General features: G+C 36.6%; 24 protein-coding genes. 23 read left to right on the forward strand and 1 reads right to left on the reverse strand.

The features are described 5' to 3' along the window. The first annotated feature begins 112 nt into the window (after positions 1–112). The 16 genes from cotE (at position 113) to J2R98_RS02530 (ending at position 15,931) form a co-directional block, all read left to right on the forward strand. Positions 113–643, forward strand: coding sequence for an outer spore coat protein CotE (gene cotE / locus J2R98_RS02455; RefSeq protein ID WP_307065780.1), 531 nt, complete (start codon positions 113–115; stop codon positions 641–643). Positions 644–747: 104 nt separating this feature from the next. Continuing rightward, a complete protein-coding gene (gene mutS, locus J2R98_RS02460; protein WP_307065782.1) occupies positions 748–3,297 on the forward strand; it encodes a DNA mismatch repair protein MutS in 2,550 nt (849 codons plus the stop codon). A 13-nt stretch (positions 3,298–3,310) separates the two neighbouring features. Beyond that, positions 3,311–5,155 (forward strand): DNA mismatch repair endonuclease MutL, encoded by a 1,845-nt coding sequence (mutL, locus tag J2R98_RS02465; RefSeq protein ID WP_307065785.1) that lies wholly within the window; start codon positions 3,311–3,313, stop codon positions 5,153–5,155. A gap of 15 nt (positions 5,156–5,170) precedes the next feature. Continuing rightward, positions 5,171–6,115: a tRNA (adenosine(37)-N6)-dimethylallyltransferase MiaA gene (gene miaA / locus J2R98_RS02470; RefSeq protein ID WP_307065787.1), complete on the forward strand. Its 945-nt coding sequence runs from the start codon at positions 5,171–5,173 to the stop codon at positions 6,113–6,115. Positions 6,116–6,147: 32 nt separating this feature from the next. Beyond that, positions 6,148–6,366 (forward strand): RNA chaperone Hfq, encoded by a 219-nt coding sequence (gene hfq / locus J2R98_RS02475; protein WP_017187055.1) that lies wholly within the window; start codon positions 6,148–6,150, stop codon positions 6,364–6,366. 142 nt (positions 6,367–6,508) lie between these two features. Next, positions 6,509–7,756 (forward strand): GTPase HflX, encoded by a 1,248-nt coding sequence (hflX, locus tag J2R98_RS02480; RefSeq protein ID WP_307065789.1) that lies wholly within the window; start codon positions 6,509–6,511, stop codon positions 7,754–7,756. 9 nt (positions 7,757–7,765) lie between these two features. Then, on the forward strand, positions 7,766–9,004 hold the full coding sequence (locus J2R98_RS02485; RefSeq protein WP_307065792.1) for a methionine gamma-lyase family protein: 1,239 nt from the start codon (positions 7,766–7,768) through the stop codon (positions 9,002–9,004). A 124-nt stretch (positions 9,005–9,128) separates the two neighbouring features. Continuing rightward, positions 9,129–9,533, forward strand: coding sequence for a MerR family transcriptional regulator (locus tag J2R98_RS02490; protein WP_307065794.1), 405 nt, complete (start codon positions 9,129–9,131; stop codon positions 9,531–9,533). Positions 9,534–9,559: 26 nt separating this feature from the next. Then, positions 9,560–10,897, forward strand: coding sequence for a type I glutamate--ammonia ligase (glnA, locus tag J2R98_RS02495; RefSeq protein WP_307066901.1), 1,338 nt, complete (start codon positions 9,560–9,562; stop codon positions 10,895–10,897). A gap of 270 nt (positions 10,898–11,167) precedes the next feature. Next, positions 11,168–11,740: a hypothetical protein gene (locus J2R98_RS02500; RefSeq protein WP_307065796.1), complete on the forward strand. Its 573-nt coding sequence runs from the start codon at positions 11,168–11,170 to the stop codon at positions 11,738–11,740. 100 nt (positions 11,741–11,840) lie between these two features. Beyond that, entirely contained in the window at positions 11,841–12,749 is a 909-nt protein-coding gene (locus tag J2R98_RS02505; protein ID WP_307065798.1) for a hypothetical protein, read from the forward strand. A gap of 16 nt (positions 12,750–12,765) precedes the next feature. Then, a complete protein-coding gene (locus J2R98_RS02510; RefSeq protein ID WP_307065800.1) occupies positions 12,766–13,194 on the forward strand; it encodes a hypothetical protein in 429 nt (142 codons plus the stop codon). Positions 13,195–13,648: 454 nt separating this feature from the next. Next, complete coding sequence (locus tag J2R98_RS02515) at positions 13,649–13,837, forward strand: hypothetical protein (protein WP_307065802.1); 189 nt, start codon at positions 13,649–13,651, stop codon at positions 13,835–13,837. Positions 13,838–14,105: 268 nt separating this feature from the next. Then, positions 14,106–14,330 carry a hypothetical protein gene (locus J2R98_RS02520; RefSeq protein WP_307065804.1) on the forward strand — a complete coding sequence of 75 codons (225 nt, stop codon included), beginning with the start codon at positions 14,106–14,108 and terminating at the stop codon, positions 14,328–14,330. 3 nt (positions 14,331–14,333) lie between these two features. Next, entirely contained in the window at positions 14,334–14,660 is a 327-nt protein-coding gene (locus tag J2R98_RS02525; protein ID WP_307065806.1) for a YolD-like family protein, read from the forward strand. 14 nt (positions 14,661–14,674) lie between these two features. Next, positions 14,675–15,931, forward strand: a complete 1,257-nt coding sequence (locus J2R98_RS02530; RefSeq protein ID WP_307065808.1) for a DNA polymerase IV — start codon at positions 14,675–14,677, stop codon at positions 15,929–15,931. A 42-nt stretch (positions 15,932–15,973) separates the two neighbouring features. Here the strand turns inward: J2R98_RS02530 and lexA are convergent, their stop codons facing one another. Further along, positions 15,974–16,594 (reverse strand): transcriptional repressor LexA, encoded by a 621-nt coding sequence (gene lexA / locus J2R98_RS02535; protein ID WP_017187046.1) that lies wholly within the window; start codon positions 16,592–16,594, stop codon positions 15,974–15,976. Between the two features lie 196 nt (positions 16,595–16,790). Here lexA and J2R98_RS02540 point away from each other — a divergent pair, with 196 nt between their 5' ends. The 7 genes from J2R98_RS02540 to J2R98_RS02570 all read left to right on the forward strand — a co-directional run bounded on the left by J2R98_RS02540 (position 16,791) and on the right by J2R98_RS02570 (position 21,835). Continuing rightward, positions 16,791–17,024, forward strand: coding sequence for a DUF896 domain-containing protein (locus J2R98_RS02540; RefSeq protein WP_307065811.1), 234 nt, complete (start codon positions 16,791–16,793; stop codon positions 17,022–17,024). A 93-nt stretch (positions 17,025–17,117) separates the two neighbouring features. Next, positions 17,118–19,124, forward strand: coding sequence for a transketolase (gene tkt / locus J2R98_RS02545; RefSeq protein WP_307065813.1), 2,007 nt, complete (start codon positions 17,118–17,120; stop codon positions 19,122–19,124). A 110-nt stretch (positions 19,125–19,234) separates the two neighbouring features. Further along, positions 19,235–19,675 carry a sporulation inhibitor of replication protein SirA gene (gene sirA, locus J2R98_RS02550; RefSeq protein WP_307065815.1) on the forward strand — a complete coding sequence of 147 codons (441 nt, stop codon included), beginning with the start codon at positions 19,235–19,237 and terminating at the stop codon, positions 19,673–19,675. A 69-nt stretch (positions 19,676–19,744) separates the two neighbouring features. After that, positions 19,745–19,984 carry a YneF family protein gene (locus tag J2R98_RS02555; protein ID WP_307065817.1) on the forward strand — a complete coding sequence of 80 codons (240 nt, stop codon included), beginning with the start codon at positions 19,745–19,747 and terminating at the stop codon, positions 19,982–19,984. 132 nt (positions 19,985–20,116) lie between these two features. After that, on the forward strand, positions 20,117–20,821 hold the full coding sequence (locus J2R98_RS02560; protein WP_307065818.1) for a cytochrome c biogenesis CcdA family protein: 705 nt from the start codon (positions 20,117–20,119) through the stop codon (positions 20,819–20,821). Positions 20,822–20,891: 70 nt separating this feature from the next. Continuing rightward, positions 20,892–21,350 (forward strand): Na(+)/H(+) antiporter subunit B, encoded by a 459-nt coding sequence (locus J2R98_RS02565; RefSeq protein WP_307065820.1) that lies wholly within the window; start codon positions 20,892–20,894, stop codon positions 21,348–21,350. Then, complete coding sequence (locus J2R98_RS02570; RefSeq protein ID WP_307065822.1) at positions 21,350–21,835, forward strand: CcdC family protein; 486 nt, start codon at positions 21,350–21,352, stop codon at positions 21,833–21,835. Before J2R98_RS02565 ends, J2R98_RS02570 begins: the two co-directional genes overlap by 1 nt. Positions 21,836–21,837 lie beyond the last annotated feature (2 nt).

Raw genomic sequence — 21,837 nt, forward strand, 5'->3', positions numbered from 1 at the left:
TGGGCGTGAGCATATGAATGAGTATACATCTATTAAGCTATAGATTTTAGATTCACAATATATGCCTAATAACCATATTATAAAATGGCTAATTAAAGAGGAGGAAAGTTATATGGCGGGTCGAGATTATCGTGAAATTATTACGAAAGCAGTTTGTGGTAAAGGTAAGAAATTTACCGAAACCTCTCATACCGTTTCACCTAACTATAAACCAACGAGCATTCTAGGTTGCTGGATCATTAATCATCAATACCAAGCTAGGAAAAAAGGGCATGTTGTAGAAGTGTCTGGTGCATACGACATTAACGTATGGTATTCGTATTCTGATAATACGAAAACAGAAGTCATTACAGAAAGAAAGCAATATGTCGATAAAGTGCCAATTGCGATGAAAGACAATAAGTGCTTAACAAACAACTTCGATGTCGTTGCAAGAGCAACTCAGCAACCTAATACGCTTGAGTGCACAATTGATGAAGAGAATAAAAATGTTAAAGTAGAACTTGAGCGTGAATTCGTGGTTGATCTAATTGGCGAAACTAAAGTTTGGGCAAAAGTTGAGCCAGACGGTTTTGATGAAGATGATGTAGATTTAGATGAGCTGGAATCAGAGTTAGCTGAAATCGAAATCAACAGAGACTAACTTATAAAACCATACAGCTATACAAGGCTGTATGGTTTTATTAATTCATTCGACAATCTATGCTATAATGACGATTAGAGATTATCTATTGGGGGATACATAACATGGGCAATCATACGCCAATGATCAAGCAATATTTAAAAATAAAATCTGAAAATGAAGACGCATTTCTATTTTTTCGTTTAGGTGACTTTTATGAGCTATTTTTCGATGATGCATTAAAAGCAGCGAAAGAATTAGAGATTACGTTAACCCAAAGGGACGGTGGCAAAGAAGAAAAAATACCAATGTGTGGTGTTCCTTACCATTCAGCTGAAAATTATATTAGTATGTTAATTAATAAAGGCTATAAAGTAGCTATATGTGAACAAGTAGAAGACCCTCAAACTTCTAAAGGTGTCGTAAAGCGTGAAGTTGTACAAGTTGTTACACCTGGTACCATTATGGAAGATAATATGTTAGCAGAAGATGAAAACAACTTCATTACATCAATCACTGAGCACGAGGACAGTTATATTATTTCTTATACCGATTTATCTACTGGAGAATGTTTCGTTAGCAAAATCAGTACCTTCAAAGACGTGTTAAGTGAATTGTACAACCGTCCAGTTAAAGAAATTGTTTTATCTTCTGAATTTCCTGAAGAACATAAACAGTCTCTACAAGCCTATTTAAATGTGACCATCTCTTCACAAGATGATAGTCACATTCCAGAAGACTTTTATTACTTAGTTAATCAACTAAATGACCCAATGCTTACAGAAGCGTTCGGTCGTTTATTTCAATATATTTATCATTCACAAAAACGTTTCCTTACTCACTTACAACAAGTTGAATATGTGCCGGTCGAACAATTTATGAAACTGGATCTATATTCCAAAAGAAATTTAGAACTAATGGAATCAATCCGAGACAAAAGTCAAAAAGGGACTTTACTATCGGTTTTAGACCAGACATCTACTGCTATGGGAGCCCGCAGACTTAAGAAATGGTTAGACAGACCATTGCTATCAAAAGACGCAATCGAAAGACGCCATGAACAAGTTCAAACGTTAATCGATTATTTCTTTGAACGAGGAGAACTTAAAGAACATTTAAAAAATGTATATGACTTGGAACGTCTAGCAGGGCGTGTTTCATACGGGAATGTTAACGCGAGAGATTTAATTCAATTGAAAAAGTCACTAAGTGCAGTACCTCACTTAAAAGATATATTGAACCAATTTGACTCAGAACTGATTACGCAACTATTAGGTGATATAAATGTTTATCGTGACATGCATGACGTATTAGAGAAAAGTATTCACGATGAGCCACCGATCTCGATTACAGAAGGCGACATTATTAAAGATGGATACGATGGTAAGTTAGACGAATACCGTGAAGCTTCTCGCAATGGAAAAGCATGGGTTGCACAACTTGAAGCGACAGAACGTGAAAAAACAGGAATTAGATCGCTAAAAGTTGGTTTCAATAAAGTGTTTGGCTACTATATTGAAGTGACAAAGGCAAACCTTTCACAAATCGATACAGAGCGATATGAACGTAAGCAAACACTTGCTAATGCAGAACGTTTTATAACGCCTGAATTAAAAGAGAAAGAACGTTTAATTTTAGAAGCTAAAGATAAGAGTGTGGCGTTAGAATATGAATTGTTTGTTGAAATTCGTGAACAGATGAAACAATATATTCCACTGCTACAAAAATTAGCTGAACAAATAAGTGAAATCGATGTGCTCGTAAGCTTTGCTAACGTTAGCGAGCAATTCAATTATGTGAAACCATCGTTAAATGAAGAACATTCACTGAGTATTCAAGAAGGAAGGCACCCAGTCGTTGAACAAGTGATGCAAGAAGAATTCGTTCCAAACAGCTTTGAAATGAGTGATGAGACAAGCATCCTACTTATTACAGGACCTAACATGGCGGGTAAAAGTACGTATATGCGTCAGCTCGGTTTAATGGCGATTATGGCGCAAATTGGGTGCTTCGTTCCTGCAACATCCGCACAATTGCCTGTTTTTGATCAAATCTTCACACGTATAGGAGCAGCAGATGACCTAGTATCTGGCCAAAGTACGTTTATGGTTGAAATGTTAGAAGCTCAACACGCGGTTAGCCATGCAACTGAAGATAGTCTCATTTTATTTGATGAGATCGGTCGTGGGACGAGTACTTATGATGGAATGGCGCTAGCTCAATCAATCGTTGAACATTTACACGACCAAGTTGGAGCAAAAACTTTATTCGCCACGCATTATCATGAATTAACATCTTTAGATGATACGCTTGAAAACTTAGAAAATGTCCATGTTGAAGTCGATGAACAAGCGGGAGAAGTTGTCTTTTTACACACGATTAAACCAGGTAAAGCTGATAAAAGCTATGGTGTTCACGTTGCTAAATTAGCTGATTTACCAGATGAAATTATCGATCGTGCCAATTATTTACTTCAAACATTTGAAAGTACACAGTCAATTAAAGATGAGTTCGTAAAAGAACAACAACTCACACTATTTGAAGAACAAACAGAAGCACCACCAGCTACAAGGGAAGTTGAAGTAGCTAAAGAGTTACGAGACACTAATTTAATGAATCTGACTCCAATGGATGCGATGAACAAACTTTACGAACTCCAAAAGAAATTAAGTTAAAAGGAGGTGCTGTATGGGCAAAATTATCGAATTACCCGAATCACTTTCAAACAAAATTGCAGCTGGTGAAGTTGTAGAACGTCCAGCTTCTGTTATAAAAGAGTTAATTGAAAATTGTATTGATGCTAATAGCTCGTGGATTAAAATCGAACTCCAAGAAGCAGGTTTGCGTTCTATTAGAGTGATCGATAATGGTATTGGGATCCAATCTGAAGATGTCCCTAAAGCATTTGGCCGTCATGCAACAAGTAAAATAACAAACGAGCATGACTTATTCCGTGTTAGTACATTAGGATTTCGCGGAGAAGCTTTAGCGAGTATAGCCTCTGTAAGTCAATTGACTTTAAGAACTTCTACAGGCGAAAGTGCAGGGACTGAAATTGTCGTTCACGGTGGTACGTTAGTAGAACATAACAAGCATACAAAACGTAAAGGAACTGAGATTACGGTTGAAAACTTGTTCTATAATACACCAGCACGGTTAAAATATTTAAAAACCGTACACACCGAGTTAGGCCATTTAACAGATGTGATTAACCGTATGGCTTTATCACATCCTGATATTCGGTTTGAATGTGAGCATAACGGTAAAAGGATCTTTTTCACACCGGGTAACGGTCAGTTGCTTCATGCAGTCCAACAAATATACGGGACAAACATTGCGAAAAACATGTTAGAAGTTAACGCAAGCTCACTAGATTATGATGTCCAAGGTTATATTGCTAAACCAGAGGTCACGCGTTCTAATCGCAATTATATTTCTTTAATTGTAAATGGACGTTACGTTAAAAACCCGATGGTAAATAAAGCGATATTGGATGGCTACCATACGTTTTTACCGATTGGTCGATATCCTGTTGTCGTATTAAAAATTGATATGGATCCGTATTTAGTCGACGTGAACGTTCATCCAGCGAAAACAGAGGTAAGGTTTAGTAAAGAAAAAGAGTTATTCGATGTAATCAAACAAGCCGTTTATGAAGTTTTACACGGACAACGCCTAATACCATCAGGTGTAAAGAAAGAAAAAACTCAATCAGAACAAACGTCACTAGATTTCTCGGTAAAACGAGACTCTAAACCAATCCCTGAATCAATTCAAAATACATTTTCGAATACAACACATGTAGGTTCATCAAATATCATACGCGAAGATGAGAACGGTGTAACTGAGGAATCGACCTTAGAAAATGAAAATAATACAGCTGTAACAAGCAAAACGAGCGAATCAATAGAACAACAGGTGGAACAACCTTATATTGAACGAAACGAAAAGAAAATCCCATTTTTAAGCCCAATCGGTCAACTTCACGGTACTTATATATTAGCTCAAGATGATAGTGGTTTATATATGGTAGATCAACATGCGGCGCAAGAGCGTATTAAATATGAGTTTTTCAAACAGAAACTCGGTAATCCAATTAAGGAAGTTCAAGAGCTTTCAATTCCACTTACATTTGAATTCACTCAACAAGAAGTGATTCGAATTGAAGAAAATCGGGAAGAACTTGAAAAGGTAGGTTTATTTCTAGAGCCTTTTGGCGATAATAGTTTTTTAGTTCGATCGTACCCAAGTTGGTTTCCAAACGGTGAAGAAGAAGCAATCATTCGGGATATGATCGATGATTTAGCACATGAACAATCGATTGATTTAGAGAAAACAAGAGAAGAAGCGGCCATTCTTATGTCTTGTAAACGTTCAATTAAAGCGAATCATTACTTAAGTCATGAAGAAATGTCTTATTTAATAGAAGAATTAAGAACTTGTCAGGATCCGTTTACTTGTCCACACGGAAGACCAATCGTTATTCATTTTAGTGAGTATGAATTGCAGCGCATGTTTAAACGAATAATGTAAAGTGAGGAAACCATTTTGAAACCTGTTTTAGTTAGTGTCATAGGCCCAACAGCAGTTGGGAAAACGAAATTAGGAATTGAGTTGAGTAAAAGGTTTAACGGAGAAGTGATCAACGGTGACTCTATGCAAGTCTATCAACAGTTTAATATTGGTTCTGCTAAAGTGACTGATGAAGAGGCTGAGGGCATTCCACACCATCTCATTGATCTATTATCACCTGAAGATGAGTATTCGGCTGCTAGGTTTAAGGAAGATTTACATGGGACTGTTGATGAAATTACAGGAAGAAATAAGCTTCCAATTTTAGTTGGTGGAACAGGCTTTTATATACAATCAGCACTTTATGATTTTAACTTTTCATCAGTTGAACGAGATGAAAAATACGTTGATAAAGCTATTGAAGATATTAAACAAAATGGTGTTGAACCTTACTATAATAAATTAAAAGAAGTTGACCCGATTCAAGCTAACAAAATACATCCAAACAATATAAGAAGAGTTGTCCGCGCTTTAGAAGTCTATGAGAGAACAGGAAAGCCGATGTCACAGTATGAAGCGGAACAAACTTATCATTCACCTTATAACGCAATTATAATAGGACTTGATATGGACCGAGAGACGTTATACGAACGGATTAACCAACGTGTTGATGAAATGATTGAAGAAGGATTAATTGCAGAAGTTCGTAACCTTTATCAAACGTACGGAAGTAACATACAACCGATGCAAGGGATCGGCTATAAAGAGTGGGTTCCGTATTTAAATGGTGAACGAGGTTTTGATGAAACAGTTGAACAAGTTAAACAGAACACACGTAAGTTTGCAAAAAGACAATTAACTTATTATCGCAATAAACTAGATCGTGTACATTGGTATACAATCGACCCAGAACATTATTTAGAAACTTTTGAGATAATTTTCGAAGATTTAGCAGGATTTTTCAAAGAGTTAGAAGAATAAATACATTATTAGATAGATAGAGGAGGATTTGTATGGCGAATTCAACAAATGTACAAGATGCTTATTTAAACAAATTGAGAAAAGAGAAGGTTCAACTAACGGTATTTCTGACGAACGGGTTCCAATTAAGGGGGATTATTAAATCATTTGATAATTTCACAATTTTAATTGAAACAGAAGGTCGCCAGCAATTGATCTTTAAGCATGCAATTTCTACGTTTGCACCGGTTAAAAATATCGATTTGGATTAATATTAATCTTAAATACCTTAAGTAAAGCCTGTCACCTATACTAGGTGGTAGGCTTATTTACGTGAGTTTGAAGTTGACTTACCTCCAATTTTAGTCAACAATAACACTAACTATAGGTTACAAAGAATAAAGGAGCCCATTCATGAAAAAAGAAACGATCGAAAAAGCTATTTTAATTGGATGCCATACTGCCGATCAAGATGAACAAACATTTGAATCTTCAATTGAAGAGCTTGAGTCACTCGCGTTTACAGTTGACGCTAACGTGTTAGAGATCTTTGTTCAAAACCGTGACAAAGTTCACTCAGCTTTATATATCGGAACAGGTAAAGTTGAAGAGGTTAAAGCATATATCGATGAACATGATGTCGGTGTTGCGATTATTAACAACGAATTATCACCATCACAATCAAGAAACTTAGAAGAGAAATTAGAAATTAAAATTTTAGACCGCACTCAGCTAATTCTTGATATTTTTGCTATGCGTGCTCGAACGAAAGAAGGTAAGCTTCAAGTCGAACTTGCACAATTGCAATATTTATTACCACGACTACACGGGCAAGGTACTGCTTTATCTCGACTTGGTGGCGGAATTGGTACACGTGGTCCAGGTGAAACCAAATTAGAAACAGACCAACGTCACATAAGAAGGCGTATTACTGAAATTAAACGTTCACTTGACCAAGTTGTCAAACAGCGTAATCAGTATCGTGAAAGGCGTAAGAAAAACGCGGCTTTTCAAATTTCAATCGTCGGTTATACGAACGCTGGTAAGTCTACGATCTTTAATTACTTAAGTGATACACAATCGTTAGCTGAAGATAAGTTATTTGCTACGTTAGATCCGATGACACGGAAAATTACATTACCAAGTGGGTTTCAGCCGTTAATTTCTGATACTGTTGGTTTTATTCAAGAGTTGCCGACGACGTTAATTGCAGCCTTTCGCTCGACATTAGAAGAAGTCGTTGAAGCGGATTTTATTTTGCATGTCGTTGATGCATCAAATGAACAATCTGTCGAGCAAGAGAAAACGGTTTATAAAATTTTAGACGAATTAGGTGCTGGTGATATTCCAATGCTGACGGTCTATAATAAATCCGATCTACTCGCAAATGATTTTATCCCATACTCGACGCCACACATTTTAATGAGCGCGCTAAAAAATGAAGACTACACTAAATTACAACTCGCAATTGAAAAAGCATTAAAGTCAGAGTGGGAACCTTATGACATTAAGCTTAATAGTAGTGAGGGGAAATTAATTAATCAACTTAAGCGAGAAACGATCTTAGAAGAAGAGGAGTTTGTTGAGGAAGATGAGACTTATTTAGTTAAAGGGTTTGTCTCACAACATTCTCCTTTATATTTAAGCATTACAAAAAGGTGAGGGGTCAACATGCAGCAGCAACAATGGAACATGATTCACGAAACAGAACAACAACTTGATGAACGATTTAAACAAATTAGAGATCTCGTTACAACTAATCAAAATAAAGTACTTAAAGCTTTCCAAAGCCAAAATATTAGTGACGTCCATTTTAGCCCAACGACTGGTTATGGGTATGACGACTTAGGGAGAGAGAAGCTCGAAGCGTTGTATGCTGAAGTCTTTAATGCTGAAGATGCATTAGTTCGTCCGCAAATTGTATCAGGTACCCATGCAATCTCTACAGCATTATTTGGGTTACTTAGACCTCATGATCAATTGTTAAGTATTACAGGCTCTCCTTATGACACGTTAGAAAGTGTGATCGGCTTTAAACAACACGTTGATGGGTCGTTAGTTGACTTTGATATCGAGTATGATGAAGCCCCTTTAAATTCAGAAGGTGCTATTCAGTATGACGAAATTAAGAAGAGAATTAACGATCAAACAAAAGTCGTTGCGATTCAACGCTCAAAAGGGTATGCCGACCGTCCGTCTTTTACTGTTAGCGAAATTAAAGAAATGATTCAGTTTGTTAAATCGGTTAAACATGACGTCATTGTATTTGTCGATAATTGTTATGGTGAATTTGTTGAAACAATTGAACCTACTGATGTGGGAGCAGACATTATTGCAGGGTCATTAATAAAGAATCCAGGAGCTGGGATCGTTAGAACAGGTGGCTATATCGTCGGGAAACAACGTTTGATCGAACAATGTGCTAATCGTCTGACGGCACCAGGGTTAGGGAAAGAAACAGGAGCAACGTTAAACAGCTTGCAAGAAATGTTTCAAGGTTTATTTTTAGCACCTCACACAGTTGGAGAAGCTTTAAAAGGCTCTTACTTTACCGCAACATTATTATGTAAACTTGGATTTAAAACAACGCCAAGTCCAGAACAAGATCGAACGGACTTAATTCAATCGATCACATTTTCTACAAAAGAAGAAATGGTTCAATTCGCTCAAGTCATCCAACAACAATCACCGATTAACGCATATGTGACACCACAACCTAGCTATATGCCAGGTTACGATCACGATGTCATTATGGCCGCTGGAACGTTTGTCCAAGGAGCAAGTTTAGAACTAACAGCTGATGGTCCAATTCGCGAACCTTACACGTTATACGTTCAAGGTGGGCTAACATACGAACATGTTAAAATTGCCATCGTTGAAGCTTTAACAAGTTTAAATGTAAGTGTTTAAGGGGATTTATAAGCTCTTTAACTGTAATTAGTTAAGGAGCATTTTTTTATGTTAACTTTCCTAACATCTGTTGACATATATAATTACATAGAATATAATGATTAGTATATTGGAGGTGTTGGTTATGGTTAATCAAGATCGAAAAGCTTTACCTTTATTCCCAATGAGCGTTGTATCTGATCTTACGGAGTTATCAGCTCGACAAGTTCGATATTACGAGGAAAAAGGTTTAGTTATGCCCGTTCGATCGAAAGGGAATAGACGTTTATTTTCCTTTTATGATGTCGATCGGTTATTAGAAATTAAAGAGTTAATTGACCAAGGTGTTAATTTAGCCGGCATCAAACAAGTATTAAAAGTTAAAACTGAACAACAAGAGCAAATTCCACATAAAGAAGAAGTTCCTGAAGCGAAAGAGGAACTATCAGAGAAGGAGCTTCACAAGATGCTTCGTCGCGAAATTATGGAATCAGGTTACATGAACAAATCGTCCATCGTTAAAGGGGAGCTTTCTAGGTTCTACCATTAATGATAAAAAACTTTTAGGAGGAATTTATTGTGGCAAAGTTTACAAAAGAAGAGGTTTACAAACGTATTGAAGAGGAAAACGTTAGGTTCATCCGACTACAGTTTACTGATTTACTAGGAACGATCAAGAACGTAGAGATCCCACTTAGCCAGCTAGATAAAGCATTAGACAACCAAATGATGTTTGACGGTTCTTCAATCGAAGGTTTTGTACGTATTGAAGAGTCAGATATGTTACTACACCCAGATTTAGATTCATTTGTTGTTTTCCCATGGACTTCAGAAAAAGGTAAAGTCGCACGTTTCATTTGTGACATTTACAATCCAGACGGGACACCATTTGAAGGTTGCCCTCGTTACAACTTAAAGCGCAACATAGAACGCATGGAGAAGCTAGGATTCACTGACTTCAACATTGGTACCGAGCCAGAGTTCTTCTTATTCAAGTTAGATGAACGTGGCGAACCAACAATGGAATTAAACGATAAAGGTGGCTATTTTGACCTAGCTCCAACAGACCTAGGTGAGAATTGCCGTCGCGATATCGTACTAGAGCTAGAAGAGATGGGCTTTGAAATCGAAGCGTCTCACCACGAAGTAGCACCTGGTCAGCACGAGATCGACTTTAAATATTCAGACGCTGTTAAACATTGTGATGACATTCAAACGTTCAAACTAGTTGTTAAAACGATCGCTCGTAAGCACGGTTTACATGCAACATTTATGCCAAAACCATTATTCGGTGTGAACGGTTCAGGAATGCACGCCAATATGTCACTTTTCTCTAATGGTGTTAACGCGTTCTTTGACGAAAATGCTGACGAACAGTTAAGTGAAGTCGCTCACCAATTTACAGCAGGAATTATTAAGCACGCTGTTAACTTTACAGCAGTGACGAACCCTACTGTAAACTCTTATAAGCGTTTAGTACCTGGATACGAAGCGCCATGTTACGTAGCGTGGTCTGGCCAAAACCGCAGTCCACTAGTACGTGTTCCATCTTCAAGAGGATTAAGCACACGTATTGAAGTACGTAGTGTTGACCCAGCAGCGAACCCATACATGGCAATGTCAGTTATGCTTGCAGCTGGTTTAGATGGTGTTGAGAACAAGCTAACAGCACCAGAGCCAGTTGATCGTAACATCTATGTGATGGATAAAGAAGAACGTGAAGCAAACGGCGTTCAAGACTTACCAGCAACACTTTACGATGCATTACAACACCTAAAAGAAGATGAAGTCATTAAAGGCGCATTAGGTGAACACTTATTAGAACATTTCCTAGAAGCAAAAGAAATTGAGTGGGATATGTTCCGTACACAAGTACACCCGTGGGAGCGCGAGCAGTACTTAAGCAGTTACTAAAATTTTCAACCCCTTTAACCGCCATGGTTTTAGGGGTTTTGTTGTTATGGTGGGGTGATTCATCATTGTAGTAAGCGAAACCCTTACACCCCAATTTCACCCCAAAAAATTCGTAAAAAATTTAATCAACTATAATTGATTTATGTAATCTTCATATTTATTCATAAATGGTGGTTTCAAGCGTTAGTTTATGAGAGGATTTTTTGTATAATTTATGCAGGAAAATATCTCCTTTTGTCGAAGTGGTTCAGTGAAGGGAGGTGTAAGGAAGTGGATTACATAAGTCCGGAATTGATAAGAGCTAGTGGGGAATTAGCTGGCCATGTTAAAAAAAGTTCAGAAGCAATGTGGGATAAAATACAAGCATCAAAGAAAAAAGATAGCCAGAAAGAAACTATTAGTGATCTGGAAGAAATAATTCAGAACTTGATTGATGATAAGAATGAATTAATTCAAATTGCTCAGGTTTATGATGAGGAAATAATCGCTCAAAAGATTACAGAAGAAGAAATGAAGTATATTAGCGAAACAATTATTCCATTACTAAGAGAGTTTTTTGAAGATAGTGGAGATAATGAAAATCTAGAAAACTTAGAAAAACTGTCACCTTTATTGTCAAAAGACACAATCAACATTATGCAATTGATTGGCTTTAATTTTAAACAAGCTATTGGGGAACCTTTGACAGATTTGTGCGCAGCTGCAATTAGGAAGCAAAAACCTATAACAGTTACACAAGAGGAATTGTTGAAAGCCGATCGTGAAAAAGAAAGAGAATTTTATAAAATGATTCAAAATGAAGAAGCGTATGAAAGGTTTTTATTTTTAACAAATCAAAAGTAGTTGGTAATTAAGACATCTCATAGTGAGGTGTCTTTTTTATATAATTTGCAGGAAAATATCTCTTTTTGTCGAATTGGTTCGGTGAGGGAGGGTGTTATAAATGCCTACTAAAAGAATAACTTGTAACTTTTTTTATTTAAACGAACCAGTCGATAATAAAGGCCAATTAGAATATCTCCTTGTTGATCAAAAAGAGTTAATAAACGAGGATAAAGTGTTTAATGTTGAAGTTTCAGGTGTGATTTTAAGGTTCACAAATTTAGAAAAAAAGACCGTGAATCAAAATGATTATTGGATCGGGATTATTGAAAGGCTAGATACTACTGAACAAGGTGAAATTTCTAATCTTGAAGGAGAGAAACAAATTTTTGCAACTGAAGAAGATGAGGGTCCAATTGTTAACACAGGGTTTATATACTATCCATTAACTAATACTATTGGTCTGCACAAAAAAATCGGTGGAGTTAATGATAAGATGTTAGGAGTTTTTATAAGACGAGTGTTAAAACAAACAAATATAGTTACAAAACATAATACAAAATATCAATTGGATTTGATTCCTGATTTAGATAAAATAACTCGTTTAAAGAAAGCTGATTCTGTTAAAACTCTTGAGTATAGTTACAAAATCCCCGAGGATATATCTTCTGTTGCTTCTGAAGAAAGACCGATGTTTGGAGACTTGCTGTTAGCCAAGTATTTAGAAGGGGATAGAATAAAGGTTAAGTTAGACGCAAAAGAGATGGATCCTCGTGTAATTTACAAAAAGGTGAAGGACATTTTAACATATGAAAAAGATAATATTGGCTCATTAAGAGCTGTTTCAGAGCATAACCATATTGAAGAACCTTTGGATTTACTTAGTGATCGTTTAACCGATTATTATGATGTTGATTTACCAAAAGGAGTTAAAGAGAATGAAATACTAATTATGGAAACTATTGATGAAATATTTTTAAACCAAAGAAAGTTACTCCAAAAAATGTATTTGAAAAGTGAAGAATTATAAAGTGAGGGGTGAAATAATGAAGAGTCATTTTATAAAAGCGTCACCCTTTGTTATTTCTTTTGTAGTTATATATTTTTTTATGGATATTACGATTATACCATCGGAAAAATTTACAGATTTGCTGGTAGCAAGCATTGCCTATAGTTCGTCGTCAATAGGTTTTTTTATTGCAGGAGTATCTATTTTGCAAACTTCTCAAATAAGTCGGTTTTATAAAAAATTGGTTGAACTGGGAACAAATAAAAAACTCATATCCTGGCTTATGGCAGCAATCGGTTATATGTTTATACTTTCATCTTTAAGTTTACTATTACTCTATTTGATTAGTAACGGTTCAACCATAACTTATATTATTTATGTACTTTGGTTATCCGTTTTTCTTTCTTCAATTTTTACCACTTTAATTATTATTTTACTTTTTTACACTATTTTTTCTCAGAAATAGAACTTCATAAATTACTCTAAAAGACATCTCAATATGAGGTTAAGTAGTTCCGATACTGTGGAGAAGCATTACAATTAACACATCAAACAGCATACCAATTGATATGCTGTTTTTCTTTGGTATAGCAACATTTATTAATAAATAGCAAGCTAAATAGCAAGCTAAATAACAACCTAAATATCATTACGTCAATGGCTATTGTCACTGTGCGAATTGGGGTGCGATTTGCTATGCTAATTCGACTTGAAATTTAAGAAAAACGTTGTCATATCAATAAAAAAATAGAGTGCTAAAACCATTGAGATTTTGCACTCTATTTCGCCTGTTATTTTATATTTTCTCCACCAAAACGGAACTCCTTAATATGAGGTGTCTTTTTTATATGGTGAACTAAATGCAATACAAAACGAGAGAACAGAAACGACAGTTTTATAACAGTAAGTCCTGGAGACATATGCGCGAAGCAATCAAACAACGTGACAACTACAAGTGCCAGGAATGTACCTGGCTAGGCTTTGTTAAGACTGGCCGTAAAAAAATACAGTTAGCCGCGGATCACATCAATGTACTAGAAGAGTATCCAGAGCTGGCTTTGGATGAAGGTAATTTAGAAACGTTAGTTGAGAGAAAACCTACGAAATAAAATAGAGATGAAAAATAGTAATCCCCCCCATCAAATAATTTGCTGATTTTGTTCTAAGGTAACCGGTGCAGAGGGCTCGGTTAACCACATTTTTTAAGAAAATTACACGTTAGGAGGGCTTTCATGTTATGCGACAGCAACAATCAGCGGAGCATTTTGATGTAGCGGCATTCTGTGATCCCATCCAACTTTTTACACCTTGTTATTTTTCTTCACTTTGTGGTATAATGCGAACAAACGTTCTTATTCAGTGAAAGGATTGAATAATATGAACCAATTGTTTCAAAAGTCATTACAAGACCGACGTAAGCTTGAGATGGTTTATATGGATTCAAAAAACAATATAACACAACGTACTGTACGAATTGTAAAAATGGATGATGATCGAATCCTTGCTTTTTGTTATACGAAAAAGAAAGTCAGGTCATTTAAAAAAGAAAACATTTTAGCCATTCATCCAGTTCGTTTAACTCAGTATGAAATGGAGGCCTAAAGTATGCATCACGATCGAGGGAGTATTAAATGGGCGTCACTCATGTTGCCTGAACATGTAGAAGCACTACAACAAATTTGGCAAGAGAGTGAGCATGAACAACCACCAACCATTGATGAACAGCAACTAGAAGAGCATCTATTTTATTTATCACAAGCCTACGAAGAACGATTAGAAGTTAAAGTCGTTTACTTTAAACATACACGATACAACGAAATAACCGGCAAAGTGATCGATTGGAGTCGTGAACAGCAAGCGGTTCGATTGCAAACCAAACACGACGAACGAGAATGGATCAAGCTAAAACACATTAAACAAGTGACATTATAAAGGAATGAATTAATATGGATTACACTCCTTACCCAAGACATGATGTACTATGTATTGATATGCGCTCTTTTTATGCTAGTGTTGAGTGCATGAAAAGGGGGCTTGACCCACAAAAAGCGTTGCTAGCGGTTGTCGGCGACCCTAACCGAAGTGGGAGTATCGTCTTAGCTGCATCACCTGCTTTAAAGAAAAAACACGGTATTAGCAACGTCAGTCGTTACTTCGAATTGCCAAAAGACTCTAACTTAATCATCGCTAATGCCCACATGGGTGATTACCTTAGCATCTCACTTGAAATCACGAAATTAATGACTCGTTTTGTACCGAAAGAAGCAATTCATATCTACTCTGTCGATGAATTATGGTTAACAGTAGACGGTTTAAGACGACTATATGGGTCAGTTGAAGAAATCGCCAAAAGAGTTCAAGCAAGTATTCGTGAGCAATTTGGAATTGAGTCAGTGATTGGTATTGGTGATAATAAATTTTTAGCAAAAGTTGTCATGGATATCCACGCAAAAAGAGCACCTAACGGTATTAGTGAGTGCCGATATGAACACGTAAGTGATTTACTATGGCCTATATCTGTTGAAAAAGTGTGGGGAATCGGCTCGCGTATGAAACATCACTTAAACCGCATGGGAATAATCACATTAGGAGACTTAGCCCAGTGTTCAAAAGCCCATTTAAAAAAGCGGTTTGGCGTGATCGGTGAACAGCTATACTGGCATGCATGGGGAATCGACTTAAGTCCAGTGACCGGTAATTTTACCAAAACGGAACAGAAAGGTTATGGTCATGGTGTTACACTATTGCGTGATTATACAAAAGATGAAATTAATGCTTGTTTATTAGATTTGTGTGAAGAGGCTTGTCGAAGAGCGAGGAAAGATAAAAAGGAAGGTAGGACGATTCATCTTGCAATTGGCTATTCGAGTGAACACGGCAAAGGGTTTAGTCGCTCAACTTCAATTGACATCCCAACAAATGACACGTGGGAAATGTACCAAGTGTGCTTACAGTTGTTCGAGCAATTTTATACAGAAGGGTGCCACATACGTAAAGCATCCGTTACATTAACGAATTTAGCTGATGAAGTCGGTACACAACTTAGCTTATTTGAACAACGCGACCAACAAAAACAGCTCGATCGTGCTGTCGATCAAGTTCGAGAACGGTTTGGTTCTACCGCCATTTTAAGAGCTAGTAGCTACACATCAGGTGGTATTGCCATTGATCGTGGCAAGAAAATAGGTGGGCACTATGAATAAAAAAGAGTTGCTCCTTCCAAACTAGGAAGAAAGCAACTCTTTTTAATGGATATCGCGATATAAGCCTATCACTTTACCTAAAATTGTAACGTGATTTAACACAATAGGTTCCATTGATGAATTCTCTGGCACAAGACGGTATTGATTGGAATCTTTAAAGAAGCGTTTAACTGTTGCTTCGTCTTCTTCAGTCATAGCAACAACAATATCCCCATTAGAAGCAGATGCTTGCTTTCTCACAATAACTAAATCCCCATCTAAAATACCAGCTTCAATCATACTATCACCTTGAATAGATAAGACGAACACATCTTCTTCCACTGCTGAATAAGTGTTAGGAATTGGAATATACTCCTCAACATTTTCAATAGCAGTAATCGGCTCACCAGCAGTAACTTTACCGACTAAAGGGGCATACATTGCGCTACGTTCATGGACCGTTTGTTGATCCTCGTGCGTAATTTCAATAGCACGTGGTTTAGTTGGGTCACGACGAATGTAGCCTTTCTCTTCCAAACGAGATAAATGACCATGCACAGTTGAGCTTGAAGCTAGTCCAACTGCTTCAGCTATTTCTCGAACGGACGGTGGATACCCTTTTGCTTTAACTTCATCAGCAATAAACTCATAAATTTCTTTCTGTCTCTTTGATAACTTCGTCACTCTTCTCACCTCATGGAATTATTACAACTATCGAACTACTTTTAAAGACATTATAGCAAGAATTGGAACAAAAGACAAACGTTCGTTCGCATTTAAAACATCGTCCTTGTGTTTAGCGTACATAGATTATAGAATATAGTTTGGACTTAGAGTATAAGGGTATTTTAATAGTAAAGAATTAAAAGGAGTTTGGTTTATGCTATCTCAAGACAAAATTGATCGAATAAATGAACTAGCGAACAAAAAGAAGACAAAAGGGTTAACGAAGAAAGAAGAGCAAGAACAAAAGCAGTTGAGAGAGGAATATTTATCATCATTCCGTAATTCTTTCAAAAATCAACTACAATCAATGAAAGTAGTAGACCCAGAAGGACAAGATGTAACACCTGATAAATTAAAAGAAGAACAAGAAAAAAATAAAAAACATTAAAAATATCAATATTAATTGTCGGTTTTTGTTAAAATAGAAACAGTATAACAAAAGCCTTACAATATAAATAAGCAAGTTGAAGGGAGAATTCAAATGAGTAGAACAACAGAAGAACTATCTATTAACACAATTAGAACACTAACAATCGATGCAGTAGAAAAAGCAAACTCAGGTCACCCTGGAATGCCGATGGGTGCTGCACCTATGGCCTATACATTATGGACGAAAGTTATGAACCATAACCCGAGTCATTCTTCATGGTTCAATCGAGACCGTTTCGTTTTATCAGCTGGTCACGGCTCAATGCTACTGTATTCTTTATTACATTTATCAGGATACAACGTCAGTCTTGATGACATTAAAAATTTCCGTCAATGGGGCTCTAACACACCAGGCCATCCTGAATTTGGACATACAGATGGTGTAGAAGCAACAACTGGCCCACTAGGTCAAGGTTTAGCAATGGCGACTGGTAAAGCTATGGCTGAGCGCTTCTTAGCATCAAAATTCAACACTGATGAACATAAATTAGTTGATCATTATACTTATTCTATTTGCGGTGACGGTGACTTAATGGAAGGTGTTTCTCAAGAGTCAGCTTCATTAGCAGGTCACTTAAAACTTGGCAAGTTAATCGTAATGTACGATTCTAATGATATCTCATTAGATGGAGACTTAGACCGCTCATTCTCTGAAAGCGTTGAAGACCGTTACAAGTCTTACGGCTGGCAAGTCATTCGTGTAGAAGATGGTAACGATACTGAAGCAATTGAGCGTGCTTTAAAGGAAGCGAAAGCTAACACAGAACAACCGACAATGATTGAAGTTAAAACAGTAATCGGTTACGGTTCACCAAACAAATCAGGAAAAGCTGATTCTCACGGCGCTCCATTAGGTGAAGATGAGCTGAAATTAGCAAAAGAACATTACGGTTGGGATTTTGAAGAAGATTTCTTCATTCCAGAAGAAGTTAAAGAGGACTTCGCTACGAAAGTTAAACAACGTGGAGAAGAGGCAGAGAACAAATGGAATGAATTATTAGACCAATACAAAAAAGCTTACCCAGAGTTAGCTGATGAGTTCGAAAAAGCAATGAACGATGAACTGCCAGTCGATTGGAATGCTGACTTACCAACTTATGACGAACATTCAAAAGCTTTAGCAACTCGTGCAGCTTCTGGTGAAGTGTTGAACGCACTAGCAAATAAAGTGCCGAATTTAATTGGCGGAAGTGCAGACTTAGCTGGATCTAACAAGACAGCACTAAAAGGTGAAGATGACTTTAAACCAACGGATTACAGCGGTCGTAACATTTGGTTTGGTGTACGTGAATTTGCGATGGCATCTGCATTAAACGGTATGGCTCTTCACGGCGGTGTTAAAGTATTTGGTGGTACGTTCTTCGTATTTAGCGACTATTTACGTCCAGCTTTAAGATTATCAGCATTAATGGGAGTTCCAGTCACTTACGTATTAACTCACGATTCAGTTGCAGTAGGTGAGGATGGTCCAACACACGAGCCAATTGAACAACTACCATCACTACGTGCGATGCCTCATTTAGATTTAATTAGGCCAGCAGATGCTAACGAGACGAAAGCAGCTTGGGAATTGGCAGTTACTGCAACTGACCATCCAACAGCATTAGTTTTAACTCGTCAAGGTTTACCGGTACTACCAAGTACGGATGAAATAGCTTATGAAGGTGTTAAACAAGGTGCTTACGTATTAAAGCAAGCTGAAAAAGAGCAACCAGATGTGATCCTATTAGCAACAGGTTCAGAAGTACAACTTGTCTATAAAGCGAGCGAGAAGCTTAAAGAAGAAGGAATTGACGCTCAAGTTGTTAGTATGCCTTCTTGGTACCGTTTCGAACAACAATCTGATGCTTACAAAGAAGCTGTATTACCTTCTGCTGTTAAGACACGTCTAGCTGTTGAAATGGCATCACCATTCGGTTGGGAACGTTACGTAGGACTAGAAGGTGACGTTCTAGGAATTGATACATTTGGTGCATCAGCTCCTGGTGATGAAGTCATTGAAAAGTATGGCTTTACAGTTGAAAATGTTGTAGCACGCGCAAAGGCGTTATTAAAATAACAAATCATCAAAGATAAACAAAATGCGACATTCTTTTTTGTTGCTCAACTTAAAAAGTGACAAACTTTTTTATGGAATATTGATACGCTTGTCCAAAAGGGGGATGAGTCATGTATCAATATTCCTTGTATTTTTTCAAACCGACATATGCCATTCATTTTTATTATAAAGTAGATGTACTCTATCGGTTTCTAGATCAATACCGAAAAGGTAAATATACGGATGATACTACACAGCGCCAAGTAAGTTTCGTCTTAGAAGATGTCATTTTAAATGATATATATGAGCATTTAACATCACAAAAGTTTTCACACAAACTTACTGTTAAAGCTGAAAATGACGAACTAATGGTTAAAAGCGAAAGTTTAGATATGAGAGCAGTTCGAAACGGTTATGCAATTGATGTTTATGCTAATTCATTAATTGATGCTGATCAATTATTCTTTCAATATATTAAGGAATTCCATCCATACGTTTTTGTCGTCAATTTTGAAACAAGAGAATGCGGTTGGATATTACCTTTAGCAAAAAAAGCAAATTATCACATATAAGGCTATTGTCATTATTCAGATGTTTTACTATACTGTATAAAGACAACGAGATAGGAGGATATAGAAGCAATGGACATACTATGGGTTGTATTAATTGCTTTGGGTACATTGGTAGCTGGTTTACTTTTAGGCTTTTTCATTGCCCGTAAGACAATGATGAGCTATTTAAAGAAAAACCCACCAATTAACGAGCAAATGTTACGTACAATGATGATGCAAATGGGACAGAAGCCTTCACAGAAGAAAATTAATCAAATGATGAAATCTATGTCTCAACAAATGGACAGCAATGACAAAAAGAAAAAATAAACGAGAAGGGATGGGCGAATAGCTCATCCCTTTCAATTTTCATAAAACCGTCAACTGTTAAAGCTTTATAGAGGTAATTGTTTTGATACGATGATATTATAGAAGACAGACTATAGTTAGGAGCGTTTACACATGGCTGAAGTAAACATATTGTTAGCTTTCGGTGCAGGGTTTTTATCATTTATCTCACCTTGTGTATTACCGTTATATCCCGTGTTTCTTTCATATATAACAGGTATGAGTGTAGAAGAGCTAAAAAATGATAAAGCGATGTTAAGGAAAAGAGCGATGTTACATACGCTGTTTTTCTTAATCGGATTTTCTTCAATCTTTATAATGTTAGGGTTTACAGCTTCCTATATCGGTGGGACACTATATGCTTACAGCGATCTAATTAGACAAGTAGGTGCTGTATTAATTGTGTTTTTCGGTTTAATGATGATTGGGTTCTTTAATTTTGATTTCCTTATGAAAGAACGCAAAGTGACATTGAAGAATAGACCAGCCGGGTATTTAGGAACCTTATTTATTGGTGCAGCTTTCTCGATGAGTTGGACGCCTTGTACTGGCCCAATCCTAATGGCGATTATTGGTTTAGCAGCAACAAACCCAGAGTCTGGTGTCATAATGATGACTGCATATTCATTAGGCTTTTCCATCCCATTCTTTGTCATGTCGTTCTTTATTGGGAAAATGGGTTGGATCAAGCGTAACTCACAAAAGATTGTTAAAATTGGCGGTTATGTATTAATCACCTTGGGGGTTGCCTTATTCTTTGACTTGTTACGTATTTTCACAGCTTATTTAGCAAATTTCTTTGATTTTTACGGCTTCTAAAGATTGAATGATTGTGCATAATAGCATATAATAATGGTGATTTATTAAACAACGATAAAGGGGATTTTACATGGCACACACTAATGACATAATCCTTAAAACAATGACTCAGTTAATTGCATTTATTTTATTAGGATTTTCTATTTACTTATTTTTCGCTGGTCACAATGCGCCAGGTGGTGGATTCATCGGTGGATTAATGACAGCAGCGGCAATCATTTTAATGTACATTACTTACGGTTATGAAAAAATCGAACAAATCTTACCAATTAATTTTACAACAATGTTCGTTGCAGGCTTAGGTATTGCGACTCTTGCAGGAATCGGTTCAATTGTCTTAGGTCACCCGTTCTTATCACAAACTTTTGAATACTATAACTTACCAATCATGGGTGAAACAGAGCTAGCAACAGCATTAATATTTGACCTAGGCGTTTACTTAGGTGTAGTTGGTGTTACGATGACGATTATTTTAACGATCGCAACTGACTCAGACGCTAAGGAAGACGAAGAAAAGGCAGAGGTATAATGTTTTCAATTTTAGATCACCCAGTAGTGGCAGGTTTAATTACAGTAATGGCGGTTATTATGGCAACAGGTATGATTGTCGTAAGAATGCGAGCATCAAAGAAACCTGCAACAGTTAAAAAGATTATATTACCACCACTATTCATGAGTACAGGAGCATTGATGTTCTTTGTTCCATATTTTCAAATTCAATGGATTTTGGTAGTAGAGGCCACAATTGTCGGATTATTGTTCTCAATTTTACTCATTTACACATCGAATTTCGAAGTTAAAGAGAATGATATCTACTTAAAGCCTTCAAAAGCACTTGGTTTTATTTTAGTCGGTTTATTACTAATTCGACTGACTTGGAAAGCGATTACAGGGGCTGATATTTCAGTCGGAGAAACGAGTGCGATGTTTTATATACTAGCTTTTGCCATGCTGTTAACTTGGCGAGTGGCTATGTTGTTAAAGTATTTAAAACTAAAAGAAAGTTTAAACTAAAA

Source organism: Alkalibacillus filiformis, assembly GCF_030814115.1.
GTDB classification, from domain to species: domain Bacteria; phylum Bacillota; class Bacilli; order Bacillales; family Alkalibacillaceae; genus Alkalibacillus; species Alkalibacillus filiformis.